General features: G+C 44.0%; 20 protein-coding genes. 12 read left to right on the plus strand and 8 right to left on the minus strand.

The window, feature by feature from the left end:
- Positions 1–12: 12 nt before the first annotated feature.
- From QQL36_RS08855 to kbl, 4 genes are all read right to left on the minus strand, one after another.
- Positions 13–807, minus strand: coding sequence for a tetratricopeptide repeat protein (locus QQL36_RS08855; RefSeq protein WP_083723318.1), 795 nt, complete (start codon positions 805–807; stop codon positions 13–15).
- Positions 804–1,838: a VWA domain-containing protein gene (locus QQL36_RS08860; RefSeq protein WP_083723317.1), complete on the minus strand. Its 1,035-nt coding sequence runs from the start codon at positions 1,836–1,838 to the stop codon at positions 804–806. The genes QQL36_RS08855 and QQL36_RS08860 overlap by 4 nt, the downstream gene beginning before the upstream one ends.
- A 183-nt stretch (positions 1,839–2,021) precedes the next feature.
- On the minus strand, positions 2,022–2,834 hold the full coding sequence (locus QQL36_RS08865; RefSeq protein ID WP_321569549.1) for a penicillin-binding transpeptidase domain-containing protein: 813 nt from the start codon (positions 2,832–2,834) through the stop codon (positions 2,022–2,024).
- 69 nt (positions 2,835–2,903) lie between these two features.
- The gene (kbl, locus tag QQL36_RS08870; protein WP_083723315.1) at positions 2,904–4,091 is read right to left on the minus strand and encodes a glycine C-acetyltransferase; all 1,188 of its coding nucleotides are present in this window, start codon (positions 4,089–4,091) and stop codon (positions 2,904–2,906) included.
- 362 nt (positions 4,092–4,453) lie between these two features.
- On the opposite strand from kbl, the gene QQL36_RS08875 reads away from it, so the two are divergent.
- The 5 genes from QQL36_RS08875 (at position 4,454) to QQL36_RS08895 (ending at position 11,028) form a co-directional block, all read left to right on the plus strand.
- Entirely contained in the window at positions 4,454–4,939 is a 486-nt protein-coding gene (locus tag QQL36_RS08875) for an RNA polymerase sigma factor (protein WP_083723314.1), read from the plus strand.
- A 26-nt stretch (positions 4,940–4,965) separates the two neighbouring features.
- Positions 4,966–6,012: a hypothetical protein gene (locus QQL36_RS08880; RefSeq protein ID WP_083723313.1), complete on the plus strand. Its 1,047-nt coding sequence runs from the start codon at positions 4,966–4,968 to the stop codon at positions 6,010–6,012.
- A 52-nt stretch (positions 6,013–6,064) separates the two neighbouring features.
- Entirely contained in the window at positions 6,065–6,973 is a 909-nt protein-coding gene (locus QQL36_RS08885; protein WP_179091137.1) for an outer membrane beta-barrel protein, read from the plus strand.
- 408 nt (positions 6,974–7,381) lie between these two features.
- A complete protein-coding gene (locus QQL36_RS08890; RefSeq protein WP_321569550.1) occupies positions 7,382–10,297 on the plus strand; it encodes a M16 family metallopeptidase in 2,916 nt (971 codons plus the stop codon).
- Positions 10,298–10,440: 143 nt separating this feature from the next.
- Positions 10,441–11,028, plus strand: coding sequence for a L,D-transpeptidase family protein (locus QQL36_RS08895; RefSeq protein WP_083723309.1), 588 nt, complete (start codon positions 10,441–10,443; stop codon positions 11,026–11,028).
- A 193-nt stretch (positions 11,029–11,221) separates the two neighbouring features.
- Here QQL36_RS08895 and QQL36_RS08900 read toward each other — a convergent pair whose 3' ends face one another.
- The 3 genes from QQL36_RS08900 to QQL36_RS08910 form a co-directional block, all read right to left on the minus strand.
- Positions 11,222–12,157, minus strand: a complete 936-nt coding sequence (locus tag QQL36_RS08900) for an alpha/beta hydrolase (RefSeq protein WP_083723308.1) — start codon at positions 12,155–12,157, stop codon at positions 11,222–11,224.
- Positions 12,158–12,229: 72 nt separating this feature from the next.
- Positions 12,230–14,143: an acetate--CoA ligase gene (acs, locus tag QQL36_RS08905; RefSeq protein ID WP_083723307.1), complete on the minus strand. Its 1,914-nt coding sequence runs from the start codon at positions 14,141–14,143 to the stop codon at positions 12,230–12,232.
- Between the two features lie 228 nt (positions 14,144–14,371).
- Positions 14,372–14,665, minus strand: a complete 294-nt coding sequence (locus QQL36_RS08910; RefSeq protein ID WP_083723306.1) for a hypothetical protein — start codon at positions 14,663–14,665, stop codon at positions 14,372–14,374.
- A gap of 372 nt (positions 14,666–15,037) precedes the next feature.
- On the opposite strand from QQL36_RS08910, the gene QQL36_RS08915 reads away from it, so the two are divergent.
- Together QQL36_RS08915 and QQL36_RS08920 are read left to right on the plus strand one after the other, a co-directional pair.
- On the plus strand, positions 15,038–15,661 hold the full coding sequence (locus QQL36_RS08915; protein ID WP_083723305.1) for a helix-turn-helix transcriptional regulator: 624 nt from the start codon (positions 15,038–15,040) through the stop codon (positions 15,659–15,661).
- Between the two features lie 176 nt (positions 15,662–15,837).
- Positions 15,838–16,314 carry a hypothetical protein gene (locus QQL36_RS08920; RefSeq protein WP_083723304.1) on the plus strand — a complete coding sequence of 159 codons (477 nt, stop codon included), beginning with the start codon at positions 15,838–15,840 and terminating at the stop codon, positions 16,312–16,314.
- On the opposite strand, the gene QQL36_RS08925 is transcribed toward QQL36_RS08920, so the two are convergent.
- Positions 16,309–16,830, minus strand: a complete 522-nt coding sequence (locus QQL36_RS08925; protein ID WP_083723359.1) for a 5' nucleotidase, NT5C type — start codon at positions 16,828–16,830, stop codon at positions 16,309–16,311. The genes QQL36_RS08920 and QQL36_RS08925 overlap by 6 nt on opposite strands.
- A gap of 94 nt (positions 16,831–16,924) precedes the next feature.
- On the opposite strand from QQL36_RS08925, the gene QQL36_RS08930 reads away from it, so the two are divergent.
- The 5 genes from QQL36_RS08930 (at position 16,925) to purH (ending at position 26,175) form a co-directional block, all read left to right on the plus strand.
- Positions 16,925–17,671 (plus strand): DeoR/GlpR family DNA-binding transcription regulator, encoded by a 747-nt coding sequence (locus QQL36_RS08930; protein WP_083723303.1) that lies wholly within the window; start codon positions 16,925–16,927, stop codon positions 17,669–17,671.
- Between the two features lie 14 nt (positions 17,672–17,685).
- Entirely contained in the window at positions 17,686–18,843 is a 1,158-nt protein-coding gene (locus tag QQL36_RS08935) for an MFS transporter (RefSeq protein ID WP_083723302.1), read from the plus strand.
- A gap of 574 nt (positions 18,844–19,417) precedes the next feature.
- Positions 19,418–22,234 carry a carbamoyl-phosphate synthase large subunit gene (gene carB, locus QQL36_RS08940; protein WP_083723301.1) on the plus strand — a complete coding sequence of 939 codons (2,817 nt, stop codon included), beginning with the start codon at positions 19,418–19,420 and terminating at the stop codon, positions 22,232–22,234.
- 474 nt (positions 22,235–22,708) lie between these two features.
- Positions 22,709–24,649 carry a ComEC/Rec2 family competence protein gene (locus QQL36_RS08945; protein ID WP_321569551.1) on the plus strand — a complete coding sequence of 647 codons (1,941 nt, stop codon included), beginning with the start codon at positions 22,709–22,711 and terminating at the stop codon, positions 24,647–24,649.
- An 11-nt stretch (positions 24,650–24,660) separates the two neighbouring features.
- Entirely contained in the window at positions 24,661–26,175 is a 1,515-nt protein-coding gene (gene purH / locus QQL36_RS08950; protein WP_321569552.1) for a bifunctional phosphoribosylaminoimidazolecarboxamide formyltransferase/IMP cyclohydrolase, read from the plus strand.
- The last annotated feature ends 7 nt before the right edge of the window (positions 26,176–26,182 follow it).

Below are 26,182 nucleotides of genomic sequence, written 5' to 3' on the forward strand. Positions count from 1 at the left end.
TGGGATGTTAAATCACCAATCCTTATCAACTGGCACAATCTGTCCTTTGGCCTTTTTCATTTTGTCCTGCAGTTTCTTCTCCTCCTGACCTAAAGCCTGCAGGTATCGTTCTGCTTCCTGCTTGTCCAGTTTGCTGGGTTGCGGTTGCGGCTTTTCATCCTGCTGATCTTTATTCTGGTCTTTGTTCTGATCTTTTTTGTCTTTATTCTGCTGGTCTTTGTTGTCCTTATTCTGTTGATCTTTGTTCTGGTCCTTATCCTTATTGTCTTTGTTCTGATCTTTCTTGTCCTGTTTCTTATCCTTGTTCTGCTGGTCTTTTTTATCCTTGTTATCCTTATTATCGCCGCCGCCACCCTGGTTTTGTTTTTTCAGCATGGCCTGGGCATAGGCAAGGTTGTAACGTGCCTGTTCATCGGAAGGGTTCATCTTCAGGGCTTCTTTGTAAGCCTTGATGCTTTCTTCCCATTTCTTACCTTCCATAAAGGTATTCCCGATATTGTAGCTGGCATCCGCTTTCTGTGCTTTGTTTGGCGCCATCTTGAAGCTGTTCAGGTATTGAGCGCGGGCATCGTCGTAGCGTTTTTGCTCGTACATGGAGTTACCAAGGTTATACCTGCCTTCTACAGATGCCTGGTTTACATCCAGGGCTTTCTTATAGTTGGCTTCAGCATCAGTATATTGCTTTTTTTCATACAGGTCATTGCCTTTACGGATGTACTTATTACCATTCTGAGCGAAGGAATAGCTACAAATGGAGAGGAACATGCCAGTCAGCAACAGGTGATATGTCAGGTTATTTTTTCTCATGGTTTTTCTGTAGCAGTGACAACATTGGCGCGGGTGCTGCGCTTAATTTCCGGAATAAAAAACTCAGCTACAAGCAGTATTAAGCTAATAACGAGAAAATATTGGAAATAGCTGTTGTAGTCTGTAAAAATATTCTCTCCGAACTCTTTCTGTTCCATGCTATCTATTCTATGGATCAGTGAATTCACTACTTCTTCAGTATTATTATCCAGGTGTTCATAAATGCCTTTACCTGCGGCAGCGATTCGTTTCAGCTCCTCTTCATTCAGTTTGGAGATAACGGTATTGCCATCTTTATCTTTTTTGTACGTTCCTGTTTCAGGATCGGGTAATGGAGATCCGGTTGCAGAGCCAATACCAATAGTATTGATTACCACACCTGCATCGAAGGCTGCATTTGCTTTAGAAATAGCGGCTTCGTCATGATCTTCCCCATCGGAGATAATGATGAGTGATTTGTGTTTACGTTCCTTCTTATTGAAGGCGTCATCACTTACCTGAATAGCCTGACCGATCGCGGTACCCTGTGTAGGGATCATGTCCGGACTTACGGTGCTCAGGTACATTTTGGCGGCTGAGTAATCGATGGTCAGGGGCATTTGAAGGTAAGCATTACCAGCAAATACAACCAGGCCGACGCGGTCGTTATCCAGTTTATCAACCAGTTTAGAAATTAATTGTTTGGCGCGGGTAAGGCGGTCGGGTTTTACATCGCCGGCCAGCATACTCTTACTAACGTCCAGCGCAATGACTACATCCACCCCTTTGCGGGTAATTTTTTCCATTCGGCTTCCTTTCTGGATGTTGGCTAATCCCAAAACGCCGAAGAAGAAGGCCAGGAAAATGAGCAGGAAGCGGAATGCAAAACGCCGGCGGGAGTAGCCGGTAAATAACTTCTCTACCAGTACAGGGTCACCCAGTTTGCGGATTGAGCTGCGCTTCCACCAGGAGATGCTGATGAATGCCAGTTGCAATACCAGCAGCAGTGCTAAGGCCCATAAATATTCGCTATGCTGAAAACGTAACATCATAGGGATCAAATATAATTTTTTTAGTACGTTTTACACTATTAGGAGGTAAGGATTTAGGAGATTTTTAACGTAGACGGGGGGAGAAGGGGGGATGGTTGACGAAGGCAAACAGTTGATTGACAGAGTCAAATGATTTTTTTAGGTATAAAAAAGGCCGTTTTTAGCGGCCTTTTTCTAAATTATTTATTTGTGTCCTTCCATATAACCGGCATCCTGGAGAATGCTTTTTGTGATATTCATTCTCACTTTTTCCATGTCAATGTTCGGATTATCTGTTTCGAGATTGAGTGTAAAGAAGGCAGGATGTCCGTTTTCTTCAATCCAGCCTACCATCCAGCCAATTTGTTTTTTGCCTTCCTGGCCCCAGCCGGTTTTGTAGCTCAGTTCGTACTTAGGCGTTTTTTCCATCAGCATCACAGCACGTGTCCATTGCATGGTCAGCTTATGGAAAGGCAGCTCGTCGAAGTACAGTTTCTTTACAAAGCCCAGTTCTTCATCGGGGGAGATGCGGAGGCTATTGTCCAGCCAGAAGGTATCGATACGGCTTATTTTCATATTGCCATATTTTACGGTATCCAGCCAGTGTTGCATCACTGGTTTGGTAATACGGCGGGCCACTTCCTGGAAGTAGGGAACAGCCGATAAGTGGAAAGCCTGTTGCAGGCTCAGGTCACGGTCCCATAAAGAATCAGCGCCTTCGTGGTGTACGCCATTCCAGGGAATGACAGTAGCAGTATCTTTGATAACACCGGTTTCCAGGCCTACGAGGGTATTGAAGATCTTGAAGGTAGAAGCCGGCAGGAAGTGTTCTTTAGCGCGGTCGATATTGTATACTTTAAAAGAGCCCTGTCCGTTGTCAAACAACATGAAGGTGCCTTCTACCTTATTTTCAGTAAAGTACTTTTCCCATTCTTTCTGAATATGTACGTTGTTCGGTGCGCAGGCATTCACCAGGATCGCCATCAGCAGTAGCAGCCAACCGGTTTGTTTCATCATAGCAAAATTTTGATCCTGCAAAAGTAATATATAAAAGGAAGAAGCCCACCTGAGGGGCGGGCTTCTGAATTATTTAATCACACCTAATTCCTTTCCTACCTTGGTGAAGGCGGCAATGGCCTTGTCCAGGTGGGCTTGTTCGTGCGCAGCACTGAGCTGAACGCGGATACGTGCCTGCCCTTTTGCTACCACCGGGAAGAAGAAACCGATGACATAGATCCCTTCTTTCAGAAGTTTTTCGGCAAATTGTTGGCTGAGTACGGCATCATACAACATCACAGGTACGATCGGGTGATCGCCTGGGCGGATGTCGAAACCGGCCTCTGTCATTTTGGTGCGGAAGTATTTTGTATTGTATTCCAGTTTATCGCGTAGTTCGGTTGTAGAGCTCAGCATATCCAGTACGGCGATGGAAGCGCCTACGATGCTGGGGGCAACGGAGTTGGAGAAGAGGTAAGGACGGCTACGCTGACGGAGCATGTCGACGATCTCTTTTTTACCACTGGTGAAACCTCCGGAGGCACCACCCAATGCTTTACCGAGGGTACCAGTGATGATATCGATACGGCCCATTACATTTCTGTATTCGTGGGTACCGCGGCCGGTTTTGCCCAGGAAGCCGGAAGAGTGGCTTTCGTCGATCATCACGATGGCATCATATTTATCTGCCAGGTCACAGATCTTATCGAGCTGGGCGATGGTGCCGTCCATGCTGAAAGAGCCATCTGTGACAATGATACGGCTTCGAAGGCCGGCCGTTTCCTGCAGTTTAGCTTCGAGGTCAGCCATGTTATTATGTTCATAGCGGTAGCGCTGAGCTTTACACAGGCGAACGCCATCTATAATAGAAGCGTGGTTGAGGGCGTCGGAGATGATAGCATCCTGCTCGTTGAACAGCGGCTCGAATACACCACCGTTAGCATCAAAAGCCGCAACGTAGAGGATCGTGTCTTCAGTACCAAGGAATTGCGCGAGTTTTTGCTCTAATTCTCGGTGAATATCCTGGGTGCCGCATATAAAGCGCACGCTGCTCATTCCATATCCATGTGTATCGATCGCATCTTTTGCAGCCTGCACCACCCTGGGGTTACTGGAAAGGCCGAGGTAGTTGTTGGCGCAAAAGTTGAGGACTGTATTGCCACCTACCTGGATTTCGGCACCTTGTTCGGAGGTGATGATCCTTTCGTTTTTAAAAAGGCCGGCAGTTTGGATCTCATTTAGTTCCTCCTGCAGGCGGGCAATGAATTTTTCGTTCATAGTAGCAGATTTTGTAACCGGGTTCAAAGTTATGGCAATAAATGTATTACGATTCAAGGACCTGGGGCGCGAATTCTGGAAGTTCTATAAAAAGTTTGACTGGGCTGTAACATTTGGTTGAAGCTCTGCGTCATAATAGTGTCTGCACCCTGATCCTGTTAACCCAGGAGTAATGATCCGGACTGTATATTTCCGCGCTGTATGTAGTAAAGATGGCTTAAGCGCCCGCGGGAATTGCTGCCATCCGGAGAAAGCGGGGAAATATAGCAGAAAATTATGGTACGTAGTTGGGCATGACAAGAGGAAGAGATCGCGTTAAAAGTAATTGTCGGACATTAGCACTAAAATCCTGCAACACCTGGATGACGGAAAAGGAGTACAACAAATGCGTGGATCTGTACGCGGATAATCTCTTCCGGTTTATAGTAAAGAATTTAGACCATACAGAGGATGCGAAGGACGTGGTACAGAATGCGTTTGAAATATTGTGGAAACATTGTATAGATGTGCCTTTTGAAAAGGCAAAGTCATATCTCTTTACAGTAGCTTACCACAATATGATCGACCATGTCCGTAAGATAAAGCGGATAACCCTGGTAGATGAGTTCAAGGAAGAGATGAGGATCAGCGAGCAAAAAGTGAACGACGCCAGGAAAGTATTGGAGAAAGCGCTGGATAAGCTGACGGATGTACAGCGGTCCCTCATCCTGTTAAAGGACTATGAGGGATACAGCTACGAAGAGATCGGAGAAATTATGCAGCTAAACCCATCTCAGGTAAAAGTATACCTGCATAGGGCGAGGTTACATCTGAAGCAGTATCTTGGGAAAATTGAAAATGTAATTTGATCTGATTATTAATTATTTATCAGAATTTGGCGATAAATATTGACATATCTAACTATGAGGAGTACCTGCTGAGTGCCGTGGACGGTGAACTAAGTGAGGAAGAGCAGGCTGCGCTGGAGGTTTTCCTTCAGCAGCACCCAAAATACAGGCAGGAATTGCTCCTGCTGCAATCGGCGCGTTTGGTACCGGATAGCGAAGTGCACTTTGATGGGAAAGAAATGTTGTACAGGCAGTCGGATGCCAACACACTTTCTGCCGGAAACTACGAAGGCTTCCTGCTGGAGTATATAGATAATGAACTAAATAAGGATGATCAACAAAAGGTTGAAGTGCTTGCTCAGCAACATCCACACATCAGCCGGGAGCTACGCCTGCTGGAGGCATCCAGGCTGAAACCGGATATGACCGTCAGATTCCCGGATAAGTCAAGGTTATACAGGAATACGACACATGTACGTGCTATCTGGTGGTGGGCTGCCGCAGCTGCGGTAGTGGCAGGAATAGCGTTGGTAACCATTCCTCCGCGTCACACGGATAAACAGGGAACAGAGCTGGCGGTGCAGCAACAGAAAAAGCAGCAGCAACAACTGCCAACTGTTTCAACACCAGTTCCTCAGCCATCAGTGACAGAGAAGCAGCCAGTCAATAATACGCCGCAGATCGCGAATGCCCAGCCTGTGGCAGCTCAGCATGCAACGCCTGTACCAACAGCTCTTCAACAAGCTCATGCCACACCTGTTGCTACAAATCTGGAAGACAGTCATCCGGCTTCTGTAGCTTTGAACAAGCTGCCTCAGCCTGAAAGCACGACCAGTGAGATTGTACAGCAGCTGAAAGAACAGAAGGAACAGCAACAAATTGCGAATGCCGGAATAACCAATGAAACTGATAAGGCGCCAGTTATTGCAAAAACGGAGAACAATAATAAAGAAGATGCTATGAATACCCGGGTTACTGAAGCGGCCAGGCCCGTTCAAGGAGAACTTGTTGTGTCAGTGACAATGAGAGGAGATAGTAAAGTATTAAATGGAGTTGCAAACGTAGCGCGATTCTTTTCCAAAAAGAAGAAATAAGCAGGCAATGCTGTTGTCAGGACGGCAATATCTTGATGTAAGAATTATTAATATGAAGTGTAAAGTATTACGCTGTTTAATTTTATTGCTTTTCATCTGCGCGGGAGTTCATGCCCAGACAGCGGATACCATCCAGGTGAAAGGATTGATTATTGTACAGGGAAAAGATGCCAAAGGCAAGCGCATCTTTAAAGTGTATAATGATACGGCATATGCACGTACTCAACTGAAACGCAATTTACAGACACGTTGGTTCGTTTTGGATCTGGGATATAATAACTATATAGACCGAAGTGATTATAACGGGGCTGCTGCGTATGCTTTATATGGTTCACCCAGCGATATATATTTTGATGAGCTGAATAAGTCATACACCTATTCTGCAGCCGGGTTAAACACCCTGGCACCCAGAACGGGGAGTTCACCACTCACACCATCAGAGTTTAAGTTGATTGCCGGTAAGTCGGTAAATGTCAATATCTGGTTATTCCAGCAGCGGCTGAACATATACAGGCATAAGCTGAACCTGATTTATTCGCTGGGGGTGGAGATGAACAATTACCGTTTTGCCCGTAATATTACTTATGTTCCTGGTTATCCTACTACTATTATGAGGGATACAGTGAGCTTTTCAAAGAATAAGCTGTTTGTAGAGTATTTGAGTGTACCTGTCATGTTGAACTATAACAGCAATCCAGCCCGCCCTTCACGTGCTTTCAAAATGAGCATGGGTATTATGGGAGGCTACCTTATCAAAGCCCGTACAAAGCAGATCAGCAAGGAACGGGGCAAAGTAAAGAAAGTTGACGATTTTAACCTTAATAAATGGAGACTCAGTATTACCGGAGATGTGGGATATGGTCCTGTTAAGCTGTATGGAAACTTTGCATTGACGCCATTACATGATTACGGTCTTGAGCAATACCCATTTTCAGTGGGGTTACGCTTCAATGGTTTTTAAGTACTGAGGATCAAATATGTGTTAGTATGCGCTCATTCATTACGTTTATGGTTTGTACCGGGTTTATAATCTGGGCCCACTCATGTGATAAGAGAATAGTAGGTGTGAAGATTTATGGTCATGGGCCAGATTCGAATCCAGGTCAGGATGGTTTTGCTCAGAAAGAATCACGTTCACCTTTACCAGTCTTTTTTGCAAATGCCGCTAACAGGCATTATGCTGACTCTATTCTGTTGCTAAAAAAGGATCTCTTCATATTGAGATAGGGGCAGGGAGGCCCCCCGTCCGTTGCTCACCTTTATACTCCTTTTAACAATTTTCCCCTTGTAGGAAGTTGAACATTACCGTTATATTTGGTTTTTATTCAAAAACCAACAAATGAACCTCGTTAAAAAAACAATTTTTTTAATGCTGCTAGCCAGTTGCATTATTCAACTGTCTATTGCCCAGCAGAAGTACGAATGGAAGGAGGCCAAATCTGGCGGGTATACCTATAAGTATATCACCAATGACCCCATGCAGGCCCGATTCTATACCTTGAAAAATGGTCTGACTGTAATTCTGAGCGTCAACAAAAAAGATCCTCGTATTCAGACCCTTATCGGCACAAGAGCAGGTAGTAACAATGACCCACATGATCACACTGGTCTTGCTCACTACCTGGAACACCTTCTTTTTAAAGGCACAGAGCAATATGGATCTCTGGACTGGGCTAAGGAAAAACCTTACCTGGACAAGATAGAAGGTCTGTATGATACCTACAATCATACAACCGATGCTATTGCCCGCAAAACTATCTACCATCAGATAGACAGCGTATCAGGTCTGGCCGCTAAATATGCCATTGCCAACGAGTACGATAAAATGATGACCGGTATGGGTGCACAGGGTACAAACGCGCATACCTGGGTTGAAGAGACCATTTATGAGGAAGACATTCCTTCCAATGCCATCGACAAATATCTTGCTGTACAATCAGAACGCTTTAAAGATCCTGTATTCCGTCTCTTCCACACAGAACTGGAAGCTGTATATGAAGAAAAGAACAGAGGTCTGGACAATGATAGCCGTAAGTCTTATGAGCTGATGCTGTCTTCTCTGTTCCCTACCCATAACTATGGTCAGCAGAGCACCATCGGTACGGTGGAGCACCTGAAAAATCCTTCTCTGAAAGCGATCCGTCAGTTCTACAACACTTACTACGTGCCGAACAATATGGCCATCGTAATGGCGGGGGACTTCAATCCTGATTATGTGATCAAGAAGATTGATGAAGACTTCGCTTACATGAAGTCTAAACCAGTTCCAGAATACAAAGCTCCTGTAGAAGCGCCTATAAAAGCGCCGATCGTGAAAGAAGTAGTAGGTCCTGATGCTGAAAATGTAATGATTGCATATCGTATGCCTGGTGCATTGGATACCAAATCCTCTGTACTGCTGGGTGTAATTTCTGAAATCATGAACAATGGTAAAGCGGGTCTGCTGGATCTGAATGTGAATAAGGCACAGAAAGTACTGAGCTCCAGTGCTGGTGTAATGGGCTGGAAGGATTATGCTGTGTTCCAACTGAGTGGTAAACCTAAGCAGGGTCAAACCCTTGATCAGGTAAAAGATCTGTTATTGGGTCAGCTGGAAATTCTGAAAAAAGGTCAGTTCGACGAAACCCTGGTAAAGGCGATTGTGAACAATGCCAAGCTGTCTGAATTACAGGGGCTGGAAAACAATAACAACCGTGCTAGTTCCCTGATGGATGGTTTTATCAAGCACAGGGGCCAGAACTGGCTGGCTGATGTAACCTATGTGGATAACATGGGTAAGGTAACCAAGCAGCAGATCGTTGATTTCGCCAATAAATATTTTAATGATAACTACGTACTGTTGTACAAGCGTAAAGGGGAAGACAAGAATATTGAAAAGGTAGAAAAGCCAACGATCACGCCTGTTGCAATTAACCGCAATGATCAATCTGCTTTCCTGAAAAAAGTAGATGCCATCCCGGCTACACCAGTACAACCACAGTGGCTGGATTTCGACAAGGATATTCAGAAAGGTAAAGCTGGTCAGGCAGACGTACTGTATGTACAGAACAAAGACAATGGTCTGTTCCGTCTGTACTATCGTTTTGACATGGGTAGCTGGAACAATAAACTGTTGTCACTGGCTACACAATACCTGCAATTCCTGAGTACTGATAAATATACTTCTGAGCAGATCAGCAGGGAGTTCTATAACATCGCATGTAGCTTCACCGTAACTTCAGGCAATGAAAACTCTGTGATTGCTATCTCTGGCTTACAGGAGAATTTCGATAAGGCTGTTGCCCTGTTTGAGCATCTGTTAACACATTGCCAGGTGAATGAAGATGCACTTGCTGCACTGAAAGGTCGTATTGGTAAATCACGTACGGATAGCAAACTGAATAAAGGCAATATCTTGAAAGGCCTGGCTAACTATGCAATGTATGGTGCCAAAAATCCTTTCAACAATGCGCTGAGTCAGGCTGACCTGGATGGTGTAACCGCCAGCCAGTTGACAGACATGTTGCACTCTATGGGTAACTTCAAGCACACAGTTATCTATTATGGTCCTCAGTCCATGAATGAAATGATTGCTGCTGTACAGAAAGAGCACGTGATTCCTGCTTCGTGGAAGGAAATACCTCCTCAACAGAAATTTGATAAAATAGATCAGACTAAAAACCAGGTGCTGTTTGTAAACTATGATATGGTACAGACAGAAGTAAACTGGGTAAGGAATGATGAAGTATATAGTCCTGACAAAACAGCGCTGGTAAGCATGTTCAATGGATACTTTGGTGGAGGTATGGGATCTATCGTATTCCAGACTATCCGTGAATCCAAGGCGCTGGCTTATTCTACTTATGCTTTCTATTCTACACCTGATAAGAAAGGCGCACGCTATTCTACCGTTGCTTACGTAGGTAGTCAGGCAGACAAGATGAATGATGCGATCAACGGCATGAATGAATTGCTGAATGATATTCCTCGTTCTGACAAGCTGTTTGAAACTGCAAGACAGAGCCTGAAACAGGATATTGAAACTGAAAGAATCACACAGGATGGTATCATCTTCACTTACCTGGCTGACCAGAAACTGGGTCTGCAGGAAGACAACCGTAAGAAGGTATACGAAAAGATCGATAAGATCACCTTTGATGATGTGAAAAAATTCCATGACGATGAGCTGGCAAATAAGCCATATACTTATTGCGTGGTAGCATCAGACAAACGTGTGAACCTGGACGATCTGAAGAAGTTTGGTGATGTGAAAGTATTGACGCTGGAAGAAGTATTCGGTTACTAATTCCTCCAAAAAATATCAGCCCTCCGGTGCCTTGTGTGGTGCCGGAGGGTTTTTTATTTACCTTTGCGACGTCAATTTTTTTAACCCGTTGCAATAAAGAGTTGACGCTCAACGTTAAGTAACCAGCTAAATACCCTGTGAAAATGAATCGCTATTGCCTGTTACTATTATTGATATTACTGTATGTGCCAGTATCAGGATTTAAAACCACAATTACTACTAACATTAATAATGACAGTTATCTTTATTCAGTGAAAGTGAATCCGGGGAATATAGACCCTGACAAGATCTTTCTGCTGATAGACAAAAGCGACTATAGGCTTTACTTATATGAGGATGTGACACTTCGAAAAATCTACAAGGTAGTATTTGGTAATAATGATCAGTCTGATAAGTGCAAAGAAGGTGACCGGTTGACGCCGGAAGGAACTTTCCATATTCAGAGCAAAAGGCCCGATAAGTTATGGAACCGGTTTATGCTGCTGGACTATCCGAATGAAGCGTCTCTGGAGCGTTTTCATCGTTTGCAAACTGAAGGATATCTGCCTTCGGTGGCAACACCGGGTGGTGGTATTGGCATTCATGGTGTAGAGTGGAATTCCGGCATTCGTGACAACTATGTAGAACAACGCATTAACTGGACGCTGGGTTGCATTAGTATGAAGAATAGTGATGTGAGTGAGTTGTACGAAGTGATCAAAGTAGGTACACCGGTAGTGATTAGAAAATAAGAGCTGCATGTTAGATTGCAGTAAGAGATATTAAATTTGTATTGCTGTACAGCATAATTATTAGAAGATCTTACAAGCTTTAGGTTAGCATCGTAGTGACATCAGCAACGTTCTGTGGCTGGTGGCATGAATTAACATAAAGACGGGTATTGGTCTTGTGAAGGCATGCTTCATTCGGGTGAAGCATGCTTTTTTATTTTGTGGTCAGGAAAGTAGTGATTGCATTTTTCCATTTAGGTCCTTCATGTCTGCAAAAAGATTGATGACCAGATCCGGTAAATACGACCAGTTGTTTTTGTGAACTGCCCAGGTGTTTGAAAACGGAATTCGTTTCCTGCCTGGTCACCCTGATATCATGCTCACCCCAGCAAAGTAATACGGGCATTTTCAACTTTTCTCCCTCTCTTGCAGGTTGATATCCCAGTCCCCAAAATCCCTGTTCTAAGCCGCCCCAAATTGCCAGCAATTGGGAGAGTGGTGTCTCTGGTAAATTCACTGCGCGCATACGACTCTTCACAGCATCAGTAAGGGTTGCGAAGGGGCATTCCAGGATCAGCTTTTGGGGTTGCAGGTGATAAGTGGGTACAGCTCTCATAATGGCTGCGGCTCCCATACTTGCTCCCCATAGGATGATCGGTTTGTCATTCTGTTTGCTGATATAATCATAAGCGGCTTTTACATCATATGCTTCTTTGTAACCTATAGAGCAGGTATTGCCTTCGCTATCACCATGACCTCTGAAGTCAGTGAGGAAAGTACTATATCCTAAATGGCGAAACCATGCTGCTTCTGAAAGGCAGGGGCCTTTGTTGCCACCGTAACCATGAAATAATAATACCGTGCCTTTGGAGTTGGGTACAGGTATATACCAGCAGGAGAGGTGCAGGCCATTGGATGTAGGCAGACTGACAGGAATGTAAGCTGTATCAGGGTGAGTGGTAGCAACGGTTTTAGACATGCGTACACCGAAGAAGATGATCTTTAGTTTTCCGAGAGCATTCATCTGCTCTGGCTTACGGTTGTCTGATGTACCAGGTGCATAGAAATGAGTGAATTTATAAGCATGAAAGGCAGCTACAATATTGAGCGTGATGAAGAGAATAATCAGGGTACGTTTAAGCAGCTTCATGGGGAACAAGGTATAGGAATTTTCTTTTTAAAACAATGCTTCTGCCACTGGCAGAAGCATTGTTGGGTTGTATTATTGCTTTCCTCTTTTGATCTCATCGACTACGTTCGGATCCAGCAGGGTAGAGGTATCGCCCAGGTTCTCCATTTCACCTTCAGCGATTTTGCGGAGAATACGACGCATGATTTTTCCTGATCTGGTTTTAGGCAATCCGCTTACAAACTGGATCTTATCTGGTTTGGCAATAGGGCCAATGATGCGGGATACAGTTTGCAGGATGTCTTTCTTTGTCAGTTCAGGATCATGCACCATTTTTTCTGCAATGACGAAGGCATAGATACCTTGTCCTTTGATATCGTGCGGATATCCTACCACTGCGCTTTCTACTACGCCTGCGTGCATGTTGATCGCATTTTCAACTTCGGCGGTACCTATACGGTGTCCGCTTACATTCAATACATCGTCCACACGGCCGGTGATGCGGTAGTAGCCATCTTCATCGCGGAGACAACCATCGCCGGTGAAGTAGAGGTTGTCGTAGGTAGCGAAGTAAGTGGTACGGCAGCGTTCATGATCACCGTAAGTAGTACGGAGCATGCCTGGCCATGGGAATTTTATACAGAGGTTACCATTCACATTGTTGCCGGTGATTTCCTGGCCTCGTTCATCAACGAGGATAGGTTGAACGCCTGGCAGTGGGAGTGTGGCGTAACCGGGTTTTTCTGCTGTGATGCCTGCGATTGGCGTGATCATAATACCACCGGTTTCAGTCTGCCACCAGGTATCTACTATTGGACAACGTCCTTTACCTATATTGTCTTTGAACCAATGCCATGCTTCTTCATTGATGGGTTCACCTACACTGCCCAGTTTTTTCAGGGAGCTCAGGTCTTTGTGGTTCACTGGTCCCAGGCCATAGCCCATGAGGCTGCGGATGGCAGTAGGCGCGGTGTAAAGGGTATTGACACGGAATTTGTCGGTGATAGACCACAGGCGGCCTGCATCAGGCCATGTAGGCACTCCTTCGAACATAACGGTGGTCGCGCCTGCGCTGAGCGGACCATAGATGATATAGCTATGGCCAGTGATCCAGCCTACGTCTGCAGTACAGAAGTATACTTCACCTGGCTGGTACTGGAATGTATTAACGAATGTGTAGTTGGCGTAAACCATATAGCCGGCGGTGGTATGCACGACACCTTTTGGCTTGCCGGTAGAGCCGGAAGTATAGAGAATGAAGAGCATGTCTTCTGCATCCATTTCTTCGGCAGGGCAGGGAGGGTTGCCCATGGTTTCTACCTGTTTGATTTCATCTTCCCACCAGAGGTCGCGGCCTTTGATCATACTTACAGGCGTACGGGTGCGGGTACATACGATTACTTTCCTGACGGAGGGGCAGGCGATGAGAGCATCGTCGATTACAGATTTCAGGGGAATATCTTTATTACCACGGAAGGCGCCATCGCATGTAATAACGAGGCTGGCCTGGGCATCCTGAATTCTATCGGCGATAGATTGTGCGCTGAATCCACCAAATACCACGGAGTGAATAGCACCGATACGGGCGCATGCCAATACGGCAATAGCCAGTTCCGGAATCATACCCATGTAGATGCAGACACGATCACCTTTCTTAACACCATTATTTTTCAGAACGTTTGCGAACTGGCAAACTTTGTTATACAGGTCTCTGTAAGTAATAACGCGGTGACGTTCTTCCGGATCATTCGGTTCCCAAATGATGGCGGGTTTGTTGCCTAATGTGCCAAGGTGGCGGTCGATGCAATTTTCAGTGATATTGAGTTTGCCACCGACGAACCATTTTACATCTGGCTCTTTGAAGTTCCATTCCAGGACTTTATCCCATTTGCGGCGCCAATAAAAATGATCAGCTACATTCGCCCAAAATCCCTCGGGGTCTATGATGCTCTGCTGATACTGCTGTTGATACTCTTCTAAGCTTCTAATCTGGTAAGGATAAGCCATGGCTGCAATCAGTTTTTGTGTTGGTCAATAAGTAATAACGTGCGCGTAATATGTGCAGCTTAAATTTAATGAAATTGGGGAATACGGTGGTAGTGATTAATCGTTTATAAGCAAATATTAACGTAAAAAAAGGGGAATAACTGATATGCCTTTCACTACGACCTTTTGGTGGAGGTAGTGAATACCCTCCGGACAGGAGGCTAAAACTACAGGTAAAAGAAGGAGCAATTAGTGCTTTCCATTCTTTTTGCGATACTTGTCGCAGTAATCCCAGAATTCCTTGTACACTTCGTCTGATACTGAAATGATCTTTTCCTTTTCTGCATTACTGAGTAAAGGGTTGACCTGTTCTTTCTCTCCATTGACCGTTTTGGTGGACGGGCGCATTTTGCGATAGAAGGTTGGAACGCTCCAGTTACATTCGATGCAAACGCGTTCGCGGAATGTAAGTGGCAAGTTGATCATTTTGGTGTGCAAGTCCTGCATGAGGTTGACTGCTTCAGTGCCTTTTGATTTTGACATTTTGTTTTGGTTTTATACCTTGGGACAATTGGTTGCAACTTGTTGATAGTGATGTTATTAGTATAAAAGCCATGCACGTGTTAACAAATGTATTTATAAAATTATAAATGACGTAAAATATGCACATAAATTTTATAAATTATTAAAAGACTTGTTATTATAAATTTATATAGCTTATAAATGTCAACATTTTACCTCGAATTTGATGGAAGACTGCTTGATTTAGAACGGAGTTTGTCACTTTATTCCCCTAATTATGACGTAACTATATTGTCTATATGAAAGACCAATTAGGAAAATGAAATGGAAATTATTATTATATTGTATGAATTGCACATAAAAGCGATAAACAGTTAGTAAAATCAAGCATACATGTCCAGGTTAATCCATATGGGCCAGCGCCTGAAGCAAATCTTAAAACAGAAAAAGGTTAAGATTGTTGACTTTGCTGATATGGCCGGTTTCACGAACCAAATAGCCCATTACCATTTACGAAAAAGCGATATGAAGCGAAGTACATTAGAGAAGTTCTGTGAGATCATCAGTATCTCGCCGGAAGAATTCTATGAATGGAACAGCGTTTCTGTCATTAACGGCGAAAAGCCTCCTGCTTCCTCAGTATTACATCATGGTCACAGATTGATGGAACTTATCAGCGAACGGGGATTGAATAAAACCAGGTTAGCCAAGCGGCTGGGAATGTCGAGGCGAACCATGTACAATCTCTTTGATAAAGAATTATTCGGAAGTGAAGAACTGGACAAGGTATCCAGGGCACTTGAAATTAGTTCTACCGGTTTCCTTCATCCGGGCTCATTGGATGATACACGGATTGCTGATAATGATGAGATGCTCGCTTTAAGAGAAAAATATTACAAGTTGCTGGAAGAGCACAATTTATTATTGAAAACCCATTCTTCAACCAAAGAAGCACTCGAACAGCTCAAGAAAGAAAATTTACAATTACGTAAACAAGCCCGGTCCAAAAAGGGCTAAAATGAACCAGTGTTTATCAACCTATCAGAAGACCTATTTTGAAAAGCCTATTCTGTATTAAATAGAGAACCATTTTCTTAATTCCATCATCGAGCGTATTTTATTGTACTATTATTTTGCGATAAATTACATTTTGCTAATCCCGATTTCAGGATTTTAAAATAAATGTCACTGATATGAATTATTTGCCTGGTGCATTCGATGTTCCTATGTGGTATATCGTTATGCACTTAAAGGGGGCATCTGGTATTCTCACGCAAAAGAGATATTGCGATGTGCTGGCCCGCAGACTTAACCGTGATCAGGAGAATAGTCTGATCAGGGTTGATGATTACCTGCTATTGCCTGACGCTTTATACCTGATGGTGCAGGAAGAGGCTTTGCAACTTGATGTATGGTGGCCAGCTTTCAGGGATCAGTTGCTGGAAGATCTGAAAGGATTATATATCTCTGAACTGGTAGCCGGAGGGGCGACTTCTCCTGCAGTGGATATGCTGTGGGAACCTCTGTCTCATGAGTTGATCACTGGTCCGGAAGCCTTTGAGCACAGGGTAAATGAAATGTTGTTTTTACCTGTGCGCAAAGGGTTGGCTCCAGATCCGAACTACTATCCTTATAACAGTGTAAATAATAAAGCAGGGATAGATCTATAATAATAACTGACCTACTTCTTCCCAGGTGTTTACACGTTTGTAGCCAGAAATATTGACATTGTGCGGTGCTGTAAACATCAACGGTTCGCCTTTGAAATATTGCAGATTTTTCACATGATCATCGATCATGTAATCGGCATGAACAATGGTCTTGGATCCACAGAAAACGATACGTTCCCACCCAATGAATGGAAAATGCTCCTGTAACCAATCCAGCTTTTCAACGAGTGATTGTGGAAACTCCATGGCTGCAGATACGATGAATACATCATGTTTGTCAAATAATGCTTTGACTACCTCCTGGCAGTCTTTGATGACTGGCTTGTTCCTGAAGAACCCTGGTTCGTAAAGGAATCCTCTGATCACGTCTTTACCGGCAGGGAAGCCTTCTGTTTCCGGTAAGCCCATGAGGGAGTTTTTGTCAATTGTTTCACCGTAGCGTGCTGCGTACCAGTCGATGTATTGCTGGCATGTATCTGCCATAACTCCATCCATGTCTATTGCTATTCTTGCCATATTTTGCAATTTATTGCAAAGTTATGCAAATAGTACAAAGTTCATAGCAAAATATTGCATGTTTTTACTTAATATTGCAGGAAATTGCAAGAACATGCTGAAAGAGGAACGTTTTGAGTACATCCTCAGAAAGTTACAGGCAGATCATAAGGTGTTACATACGGAGTTGAGTAATGACTTAAATGTGTCAGAAGATACCGTGCGTCGTGATCTGGAAGCCTTGGCGCAAAATGGTTTGTTAATCAAAGTAAGGGGAGGGGCCATTCCTCATTCTCCCAATCCGTTTAATTTTACAGAAAGAATCACCATTCACGAAGATGATAAAAGAGCGATAGCCGACAAGGCCCTCTCATTTTTACACAATGGTCAGACTATTATAATGGATGGTGGTACTACCACTTATGCACTCGTCAAGTTATTCCCACCTGCATTACAGCTAACCGTCGTTACTCCCAGTATTCCCATTGCTATGCAATTGATGGAACATCCGGGTGTAGACGTTATTCTTACCGGGGGGCGTATTTTCAAGAGTTCGCAGGTAACGGCGGGTATTGAAACGATTCGTATGCTCGAGAAGCTGCGTGCTGATATTTGTTTTATGGGTGTATGCAGTTTGCATACAGAAGTAGGCGTGACGGGGCCTCACCTGGATGAAGCCAGCGTAAAAAATGTGATGGTACAGTCATCAAGCAAAGTGATTGCCCTGGTGACGAGCGATAAGATGGGAACAGCGGAACCATACAAAGTATGTGATATAAGAGAGATGGATACGATTATAACCGACGAGGCAGGATTAGCCATGGCAGGACCTTACAGAGAGCTGGGTATTAACGTGATCTGATTTTAATTATCTATATGTTTCAGGTATTGACAGCAGGCCTTCCGCAGCGGCGGCAGGCGCGCATAGCAGTGAGCGCACTATTTTTTCTGACGGGATTTTGCTTTTTCAGTTGGGCTACCCGTATTCCGGACATTCAACAAAAGTTACATCTTTCTGAAGGGCAGTTAGGTGGATTATTATTGGCTTTGCCGATAGGTTCCCTTTTGTCTATGCCAGCAGCTGGTGCGCTGGTCGGTAAGTATGGCAGCAGGCAGATCCTGCTGGTGTTTGGATCTTTGTATGGTTTGATTTTGCCGACCCTTGGACTGGCAGGGGAGACCTGGATACTCTTTACATTGTTGGTAGTGTTTGGTTTTTGTGGCAACATTGCCAATATTGCGGTGAACACCCAGGCGGTATTTGTAGAGAAAATGTATGGCAGATCTGTGATGGCTTCCTTTCATGGTTTGTGGAGTTCTGGTGGGTTGGCAGGATCTCTGCTGGCGTGGGGAATGCAGAAGTGGCATGTATTGCCCTATCAGCATTTTCTGGTGAGTATGGTGATTGTATTTATCATCCTTGCGGTGAATATCAATCATGTGGTAAGGCATGATGACAAAGCCGGTGAGCGAGAGGAGAAGCAGCCGCTATTTGTATTGCCTGACAAGTTCCTGATGATCCTTGGCATTATTGCGTTTGCATCTATGATTTGCGAGGGAGCTATGTTTGACTGGAGCGGGGTATATTTCAGAAAAGTGATTCATGTTAATATTGCGGTAGTAGGTACTAACGCCTTTATGAGTACCATGGCGTCTTTTCGCTTCCTGGCAGATTATCTGAAGTTGCGTTTTGGCGTAAAGCGGGTATTACAATTGAGTGGCGGACTCATTGCCGGCGGGCTGTTGCTGGCAGTTGTATTTCCATATTTTACTACTGCTATTATAGGATTTCTGATGGTCGGCGCAGGGGTATCTTCAGTTGTTCCACTGGTATATAGTGCAGCAGGGCGGAGTAATACTATGACTCCGGGAATGGCGCTGGCGGCGGTTTCTACGATTGGTTATCTCGGATTTCTGTTTGGTCCGGTATTGATTGGGTTAGTTGCTCAGATCAGTAGTCTGAGGGCGTCTTTCTTTCTCATTGCTCTGATGGGGTTATCTATTGCAGTGATGAGTAACCGTGTCAAAAATTAAAAAGCATATCCAGGAATGGATATGCGTTAGCTCTTACAAAAAGAAAAAACATTATTATTATCGGGGAAGGCACTTGTCTAAAAGCAGGTGCCTTCCCTGTTTTATAGTTATTATTATTTGCCGGATTGTGAATTTCCTGCCCAAGCCATAGGCCACCTTCATGCAGATGGTTGGCATATCTGGATCTGACTTTGTTTGCTCAGTAAGAAAATAATTTGGGCGTTAAGAAATTATTACGTGTGCAAACATACAATGGACAATGGTGTTATTTTGTGTGTGGATGATAATTGGTTGATGCCCCAAACAGTAATCTGCTGGTATTTAACGGATTATTTAAAAACAATATATATATCCATTGGATAACTGGTATTGCGGCGCTGCAAATTTATATATGTTTAAATATTATTCATCAAGGGAATTGCAGACCATTATTGGGTTTCAGGCGATAGATTCCATCGCGTTTCAAAGTTTATTGCGACAATAAAATTTATAACCCTTAATTTTGCACGATTTTTTTGTCGGGTGAATGAGAAGAAAATCAGCCAGGTTTTAATTTTTTCAATGAAATACGCAAATGCCTAAAGACTCTTCTATCAAATCTGTTCTTATTATTGGTTCTGGTCCTATTATTATTGGTCAGGCATGTGAATTTGACTACTCCGGTTCTCAGGCAGCACGTTCTCTGCGTGAGGAAGGTATCAAAGTGATCCTGATAAATTCCAATCCGGCCACTATCATGACTGACCCTATGATGGCCGATAGGGTATACTTACTACCCCTGACGGTGGAGAGTATAGAACAGATACTGGAAGAGCAGCAGATAGACGCTGTGTTACCTACCATGGGTGGTCAGACCGCCCTGAACCTTTGTAAGGAGGTAGATGAACTGGGTATCTGGGAAAAATACAATGTTCGCCTGATTGGGGTGGATATCAAAGCTATCGACAAAGCAGAAGACCGTGAACAGTTCCGCCAGTGGATGATCCAGCTGGGTGTACCTGTAGCACCTGCAAAAACAGCTAACTCCTTCCTGGAAGGTAAAGAATTCGCACAGGAAATCGGTTTCCCGCTGGTAATCCGTCCTTCCTTCACCCTGGGTGGTACCGGTGGTGGTTTTGTGCACACCAAAGATGATCTGGACGAAGCTTTGCAGCGTGGTCTTCAGGCATCTCCGATCCATGAAGTACTGGTAGAGAAAGCCGTACTGGGTTGGAAGGAGTTCGAACTGGAACTGTTGCGTGATTCCAAAGACAACGTAGTGATCATCTGTACAGTGGAAAACCTGGATCCAATGGGTATCCATACAGGTGATTCCATCACTGTGGCACCTGCCATGACGCTGAGTGACACTGCTTATCAGCTGATGCGTAACAAGGCGATGGAGATGATGCGTGATCTTGGCAACTTTGCTGGTGGTTGTAACGTACAGTTCTCTCTGAATCCTGCTACTGAAGAGATCATCGCCATAGAAATCAATCCTCGTGTGAGCCGCTCTTCTGCACTGGCTTCCAAAGCAACTGGTTATCCAATTGCAAAGATTGCTGCTAAACTGGCAATCGGTTATACACTGGATGAACTGGAGAACCAGATCACCAGAACCACCTCAGCTTTCTTCGAACCAGCACTGGACTACGTAATCGTAAAGATGCCACGCTGGAACTTCGATAAATTTAAAGGTGCTGATCAGACACTGGGGCTGCAGATGAAGTCAGTAGGTGAGGTAATGGCAATTGGCCGTACTTTCCCTGAGGCTTTGCAGAAGGCTTGTCAGAGTCTGGAAAACGATGCACTGGGTCTGGGTTACTATGGTAAATCCCAGATGAAGAGCGAGCAGCTGCTGGAAAGAATGAAGACACCTACCTGGGACAGGATTTTCCGTATCAAGGATGCCCTGATGGAAGGTGTATCTGTAAAGCACCTGCACCAGCTTACTTATATTGACAAATGGTTCCTGCACCAGATCAATGATATCGTGACCCTGGAAAAACAACTGATGGAGCACGATCTGGATACAATACCTGTTGATATGCTGCGCGAAGCAAAACGTATGGGCTTCTCTGATGCACAGCTGGTACACCTGTTGGGTAACTGTGAAGAAGAAGAGGTATACGCAAAACGTAAGGAACTGGGCATCACCCGTACTTACAAAATGGTAGATACCTGCTCTGCGGAATTTGAAGCAAAAACTCCTTATTTCTACTCCACATTTGATTCTGTAAACGAAAGTCAGCCTTCTGAAAATAAGAAAGTAATCGTACTGGGTTCAGGTCCTAACCGTATCGGTCAGGGTATTGAATTCGACTACTGCTGTACGCATGGTCTGCAGGCGATACAGGAATGCGGTTACGATGCTATCATGGTAAACTGTAACCCTGAAACTGTATCTACTGATTTCGATATGGCGAACAAGCTGTACTTCGAACCAGTGTTCTGGGAACATCTGTGGGAGATTATCGAGCTGGAAAAACCTGAAGGGGTGATTGTACAGCTAGGTGGTCAGACTGCGCTGAAACTGGCTAAAAAACTGGAAGAAAAAGGAATCCGCATCATCGGTACATCCTTTGACAACATGGATATTGCCGAAGACCGTGGCCGTTTCTCCGACCTGCTGAAAGAACTGAACATTCCTTATCCTAAGTATGGCACTGCCTACAATACGGACGATGCGATTGAAGTAGCGAAAGAAGTTGGTTATCCGGTACTGGTTCGTCCTTCATATGTATTGGGCGGTCAGCGTATGCGTATCGTAATTAACGAAGAAGAACTGGAAAGCTCTGTACTGAGCCTGCTGAAACACTTACCAGGTAACAAGATCCTGATTGACCACTTCCTGGATCGTTGTCAGGAGGCGGAGATCGACGGTATCTTTGATGGCGAAAACTTCCATGTAATGGGCGTAATGGAGCACATCGAGCCTGCAGGTATTCACAGTGGCGACAGTAATGCGGTACTGCCAGCGTTCAACCTTTCTCCAATGGAAGTAACAACAATGGAGTACTACGCTGAGAAGATTGCAAGGGCACTTGATATCCGTGGATTGATCAACATTCAGTTTGCCATCAAGAATGGTCAGGTGTTTGTGATCGAAGCTAACCCACGTGCATCGCGTACTACACCATTCATCGCAAAAGCTTACCAGGTGCCATACCTGAACATAGCTACCAAAGTGATGCTGGGTAAGAATAAACTGACCGATTTCACCATCGAGAAGAAACTGGACGGTTTTGCAATTAAGGAGCCTGTGTTCTCTTTCAATAAGTTCCCAGGTGTGAACAAGGAATTAGGCCCTGAAATGAAATCAACAGGTGAAGCGATCCGCTTTATTAAAGACCTGCGTGATCCATATTTCAGAACCTTGTACAAGGAGAAGAGCATGTATCTGAGCAAATAACTTGTTACAGCATATTTTTGAAAAGGGGTGTATCTCAATAAGATGCATCCCTTTTTTTATGCTATTACTGCATGTTTAATGCATTGAATAAAGTGAAGTATTAATGCAGTGGGAGTATAAAAAAATCAGAGCCTGATGAAGATCAGGCTCTTTCTTTTCCCTCAAAATAACCATTAAAGACACGACTATTTACTTACATAAATAGCGTGACCGGTAATGCAGTTTACTATAAATATTAAATATTAAAAAGATGTTAACTAATCAATAACAGATGAAAATAGTGATAATTCTTATTTATATGATTAGTAATTATATAATAAATATTTATTAATTTATATGTGTAAAACATCTTTTAAAGGCATGAATATTTTCATCTTATTAACTTATCATGATGACTTTCCGGGTATCAAATTTTTACTCCTGAGATTGGTGAAGTAAATTGCCGTATTCCATTTTGTTAACCAATATAAGGTCATGTTTGTTTACATTCTGAAAACCGCTCCTTTTTTGCGGATTGTGATTCCATTTATGTTGGGAATCATCTGGCCATTACCATTGTTGTTTGTTATTCCGGGTGTGTTATTTCTTTTAATGCTTCATGTAGGAATTGGTTATCTGCCGCTATGGGTAAGGTTTAAACTGGATGTGTACAGGGGAATAATTCTACAATTATTACTTGTATGCATGGGATGTATGCTGGTAGATGCAAAAGAAAAATGTAAACATCATCTAATCAAAGCGGCACCTGATGAGGTGTTGGTGGGTACGATAGCAGCCCCGATACAAAGTAGTCAATATGGATATAGAACAGTAGTTGAACTACAAACGAAAGAACAGTTACTGATTTATTTTCCTCCGGATAGCGCTGTCATGGCTATTCAGGAAGGAGACCGGTTATTGTTCAACGGCGCCGTACAACTCATTTCTTTCAATGGTAATCCTGGTTCATTCAATTATCGTGAATACTGTGCAACACGATATATTTATCAGCAGGTACACCTGCAAACAGGCCACTGGCGGCATATTTCGCTACCTAAAAGTATCTTGCTGCGTTGTCGCAATAGTTGTCTGCAAATCATCAACCAATGTATAGGTGGCCGGGAAGCTGGTCTGGCAGCGGCTTTACTAATAGGGTACCGATATGGTTTAGACAGAGAAATGGTGAATGATTATATGCAAACGGGCATTGTACATATCATCGCTATTTCAGGTATGCATCTGGCATTGATATATGGTTGTCTGATCTGGAGCCTGCAATGGCTGCCGATACCTTCTCTGAAAGGAGTGCTGATCATCGTGGTGGTATGGGGGTTTACTTTGCTTACAGGTGCTTCTGCTTCGGTATTGAGAGCTGCCGTGATGCTGACTGTAGTGACTGTCGGGAAGTTCTTTTTAGACCGTGATTCTTCTACTTATAATCAGCTTGCGCTTTCTGCATTTCTGTTGCTATGTTATGATCCTGCGCTGATAAAAGATGTAGGTTTTCAATTGTCTTACCTGGCGGTGTTGGGCATCCTGTTACTGAATAAGCCCTTCGATAGTAAATCTTATTGGTGGCGGAAACTAAGGGAAGCCATCACAATCGCTATCGCTGCACAAGCTATTACTTTCCCTTTGTGCCTTTACCTCTTTGGACAGTTTCCACTTTATTTTCTGCCAGCGAATCTACTGGCGGTACCCTTGTCTACCTTAATCCTGTATGGTGAAATAATGTTATTGTGTGTGCAGACACACTGGCTGGGCGCATGTCTGCAATGGTTATTGATCATGATGAATACTATTGTTGAATGGATAGGACATTTGCCGGGCGCATTAATTACAGGGTTGCATATATCAGTGTATGGAGTCGTGGCATTGTATGTTTGTATTGTTGCATACTTAGCAGGCAAGAAAGGGATTGTTTACATGATGGGCGCTCTTTGTCTGTGGAGTCTGATTGTACTGCCAGAAAAGTTACAGCGGCAACAACAGCAGGTCATGATTGTGTACAATCAGCCACGGCATACGGGCATTGACTTTATCCAGGGGCATGTAGTTCAGTTCGCAGGTGATGATAGCATATCTGCTGATATGCTGCGGGCAGCAAGGGATTTTTACGACGCTGATACAGGAAGGTTAGCAGGGTTTGAACAGCTGGGGCATTTTATTTGTTGTGGAAACAAGCGCGTGGTAATAGTAGACAGCGCACTGCCTGCTGGCAGACCCACAAAAAAATTCAAGACAGATTATCTTTTACTGTCACATAATCCACGTGTGGCAATCAAAGATTTGCAAGGGTTTTACGATGTGGGCTGCTTTATTTTTGACGCATCCAGTTCCCGCAGCAGGATAGAGGAATGGAAAAGTGAATGTTACGCGCTAACTTTGCGCTTCCTTTCGGTTCCGGACCAGGGAGCCTATGTTGTAAATTTCTAATGTTTCCATACATGCAAAAGCAAATAAAATCAGCATTGATCTCCGTTTTCTATAAAGACAACCTGGAGAACATCGTTAAAAAATTGGGTGAACAGGGTGTAACCATCTATTCTACCGGTGGTACACAAAAGTTTATTGAAGACTTAGGTGTTTCCTGTGTGGCTGTAGAAAACCTGACAGCTTATCCTTCCATCCTGGGAGGCCGTGTAAAAACATTGCATCCTAAAGTATTTGGTGGTATTCTGGCTCGTCGTGATAATCCACAGGATCTGGAACAGCTTGCACAATACGAGATTCCTGAACTGGATCTGGTAATCGTGGATCTGTATCCGTTCGAAGAGACTGTAAAGAGCACGAAGGAAGAACAAACTATCATCGAGAAGATCGATATCGGTGGTGTATCTCTGATCAGAGCTGCCGGTAAGAACTACAAAGATGTTGTGATCGTTGCTTCCAAAGACCAGTATGCTGATCTGGAAAAAGTACTGACTGACAACAATGGCGCTACTTCACTGGAAGATCGTCGTGCTTTTGCTGCCAAGGCATTTGAAGTATGTGCTAACTATGATGTAGCAATTTCACAGTACTTCCTGAACAATGAGCCAAATGCTTATTTCCAGGTATCTGCACCTCAGGGTCAGATCATGCGTTATGGAGAAAATCCTCACCAGAAGGGTGTATTCTATGGTGACCTGTCTGAGATCTTCAACAAGCTGCATGGTAAAGAACTGTCTTACAATAACCTGGTAGACGTAGATGCGGCCTGCCAGCTGATTCAGGAATTTAAAGACATCACTTTCGCTGTCATCAAGCATACCAACGTATGCGGTATCGCTAGTCGCTCTACCCTGAAAGAAGCTTGGGATGCTGCGCTGGCTGGTGATAAGGAAAGTGCATTTGGTGGCGTACTGGTTTGTAATGCTATAGTAGATAAAGCGACTGCTGAGTCTATCAGCGAGATCTTCTTTGAAATCCTGATTGCTCCGGGTTTTGCGCCTGATGCACTGGAAGTGCTGCAGGCTAAAAAGAATCGCATCTTATTGGAGCAGAAAGCACCTGTCGTAGCTCCGTATGTATATAAGAATGTGCTGAACGGCGTACTGTTGCAGGGCAATGATAAGGGTAACTTCCAGGACTGGAACGATGTAGGTGCTAAACCTGCTACACCGGAAGAGAAAGCAGACCTTACCTTTGCTAACATCGTATGTAAACACCTGAAATCTAACGCTATCGCACTGGTGAAAAACCAGCAGCTGATTGGTAAAGGTTGTGGCCAGACTTCCCGTATCGATGCGCTGCGCCATGCTATTGAAAAAGCAAAGCAATTCAATTTCGATCTGAGAGGGGCAGCTATGGCGTCTGACGCATTCTTCCCATTCGATGATTGCGTACGTATCGCTCATGCTGAAGGTATCGTATCTATCATTCAGCCAGGTGGCTCTGTTCGTGACAACGACTCAATTACTTACTGTAAAGAAAATGATATGGTGATGGTTATGACCGGTATGCGTCATTTCAGACACTAAGTCTTTC

The sequence above is a fragment of the Chitinophaga sp. LS1 genome, from assembly GCF_034274695.1.
GTDB lineage: Bacteria > Bacteroidota > Bacteroidia > Chitinophagales > Chitinophagaceae > Chitinophaga.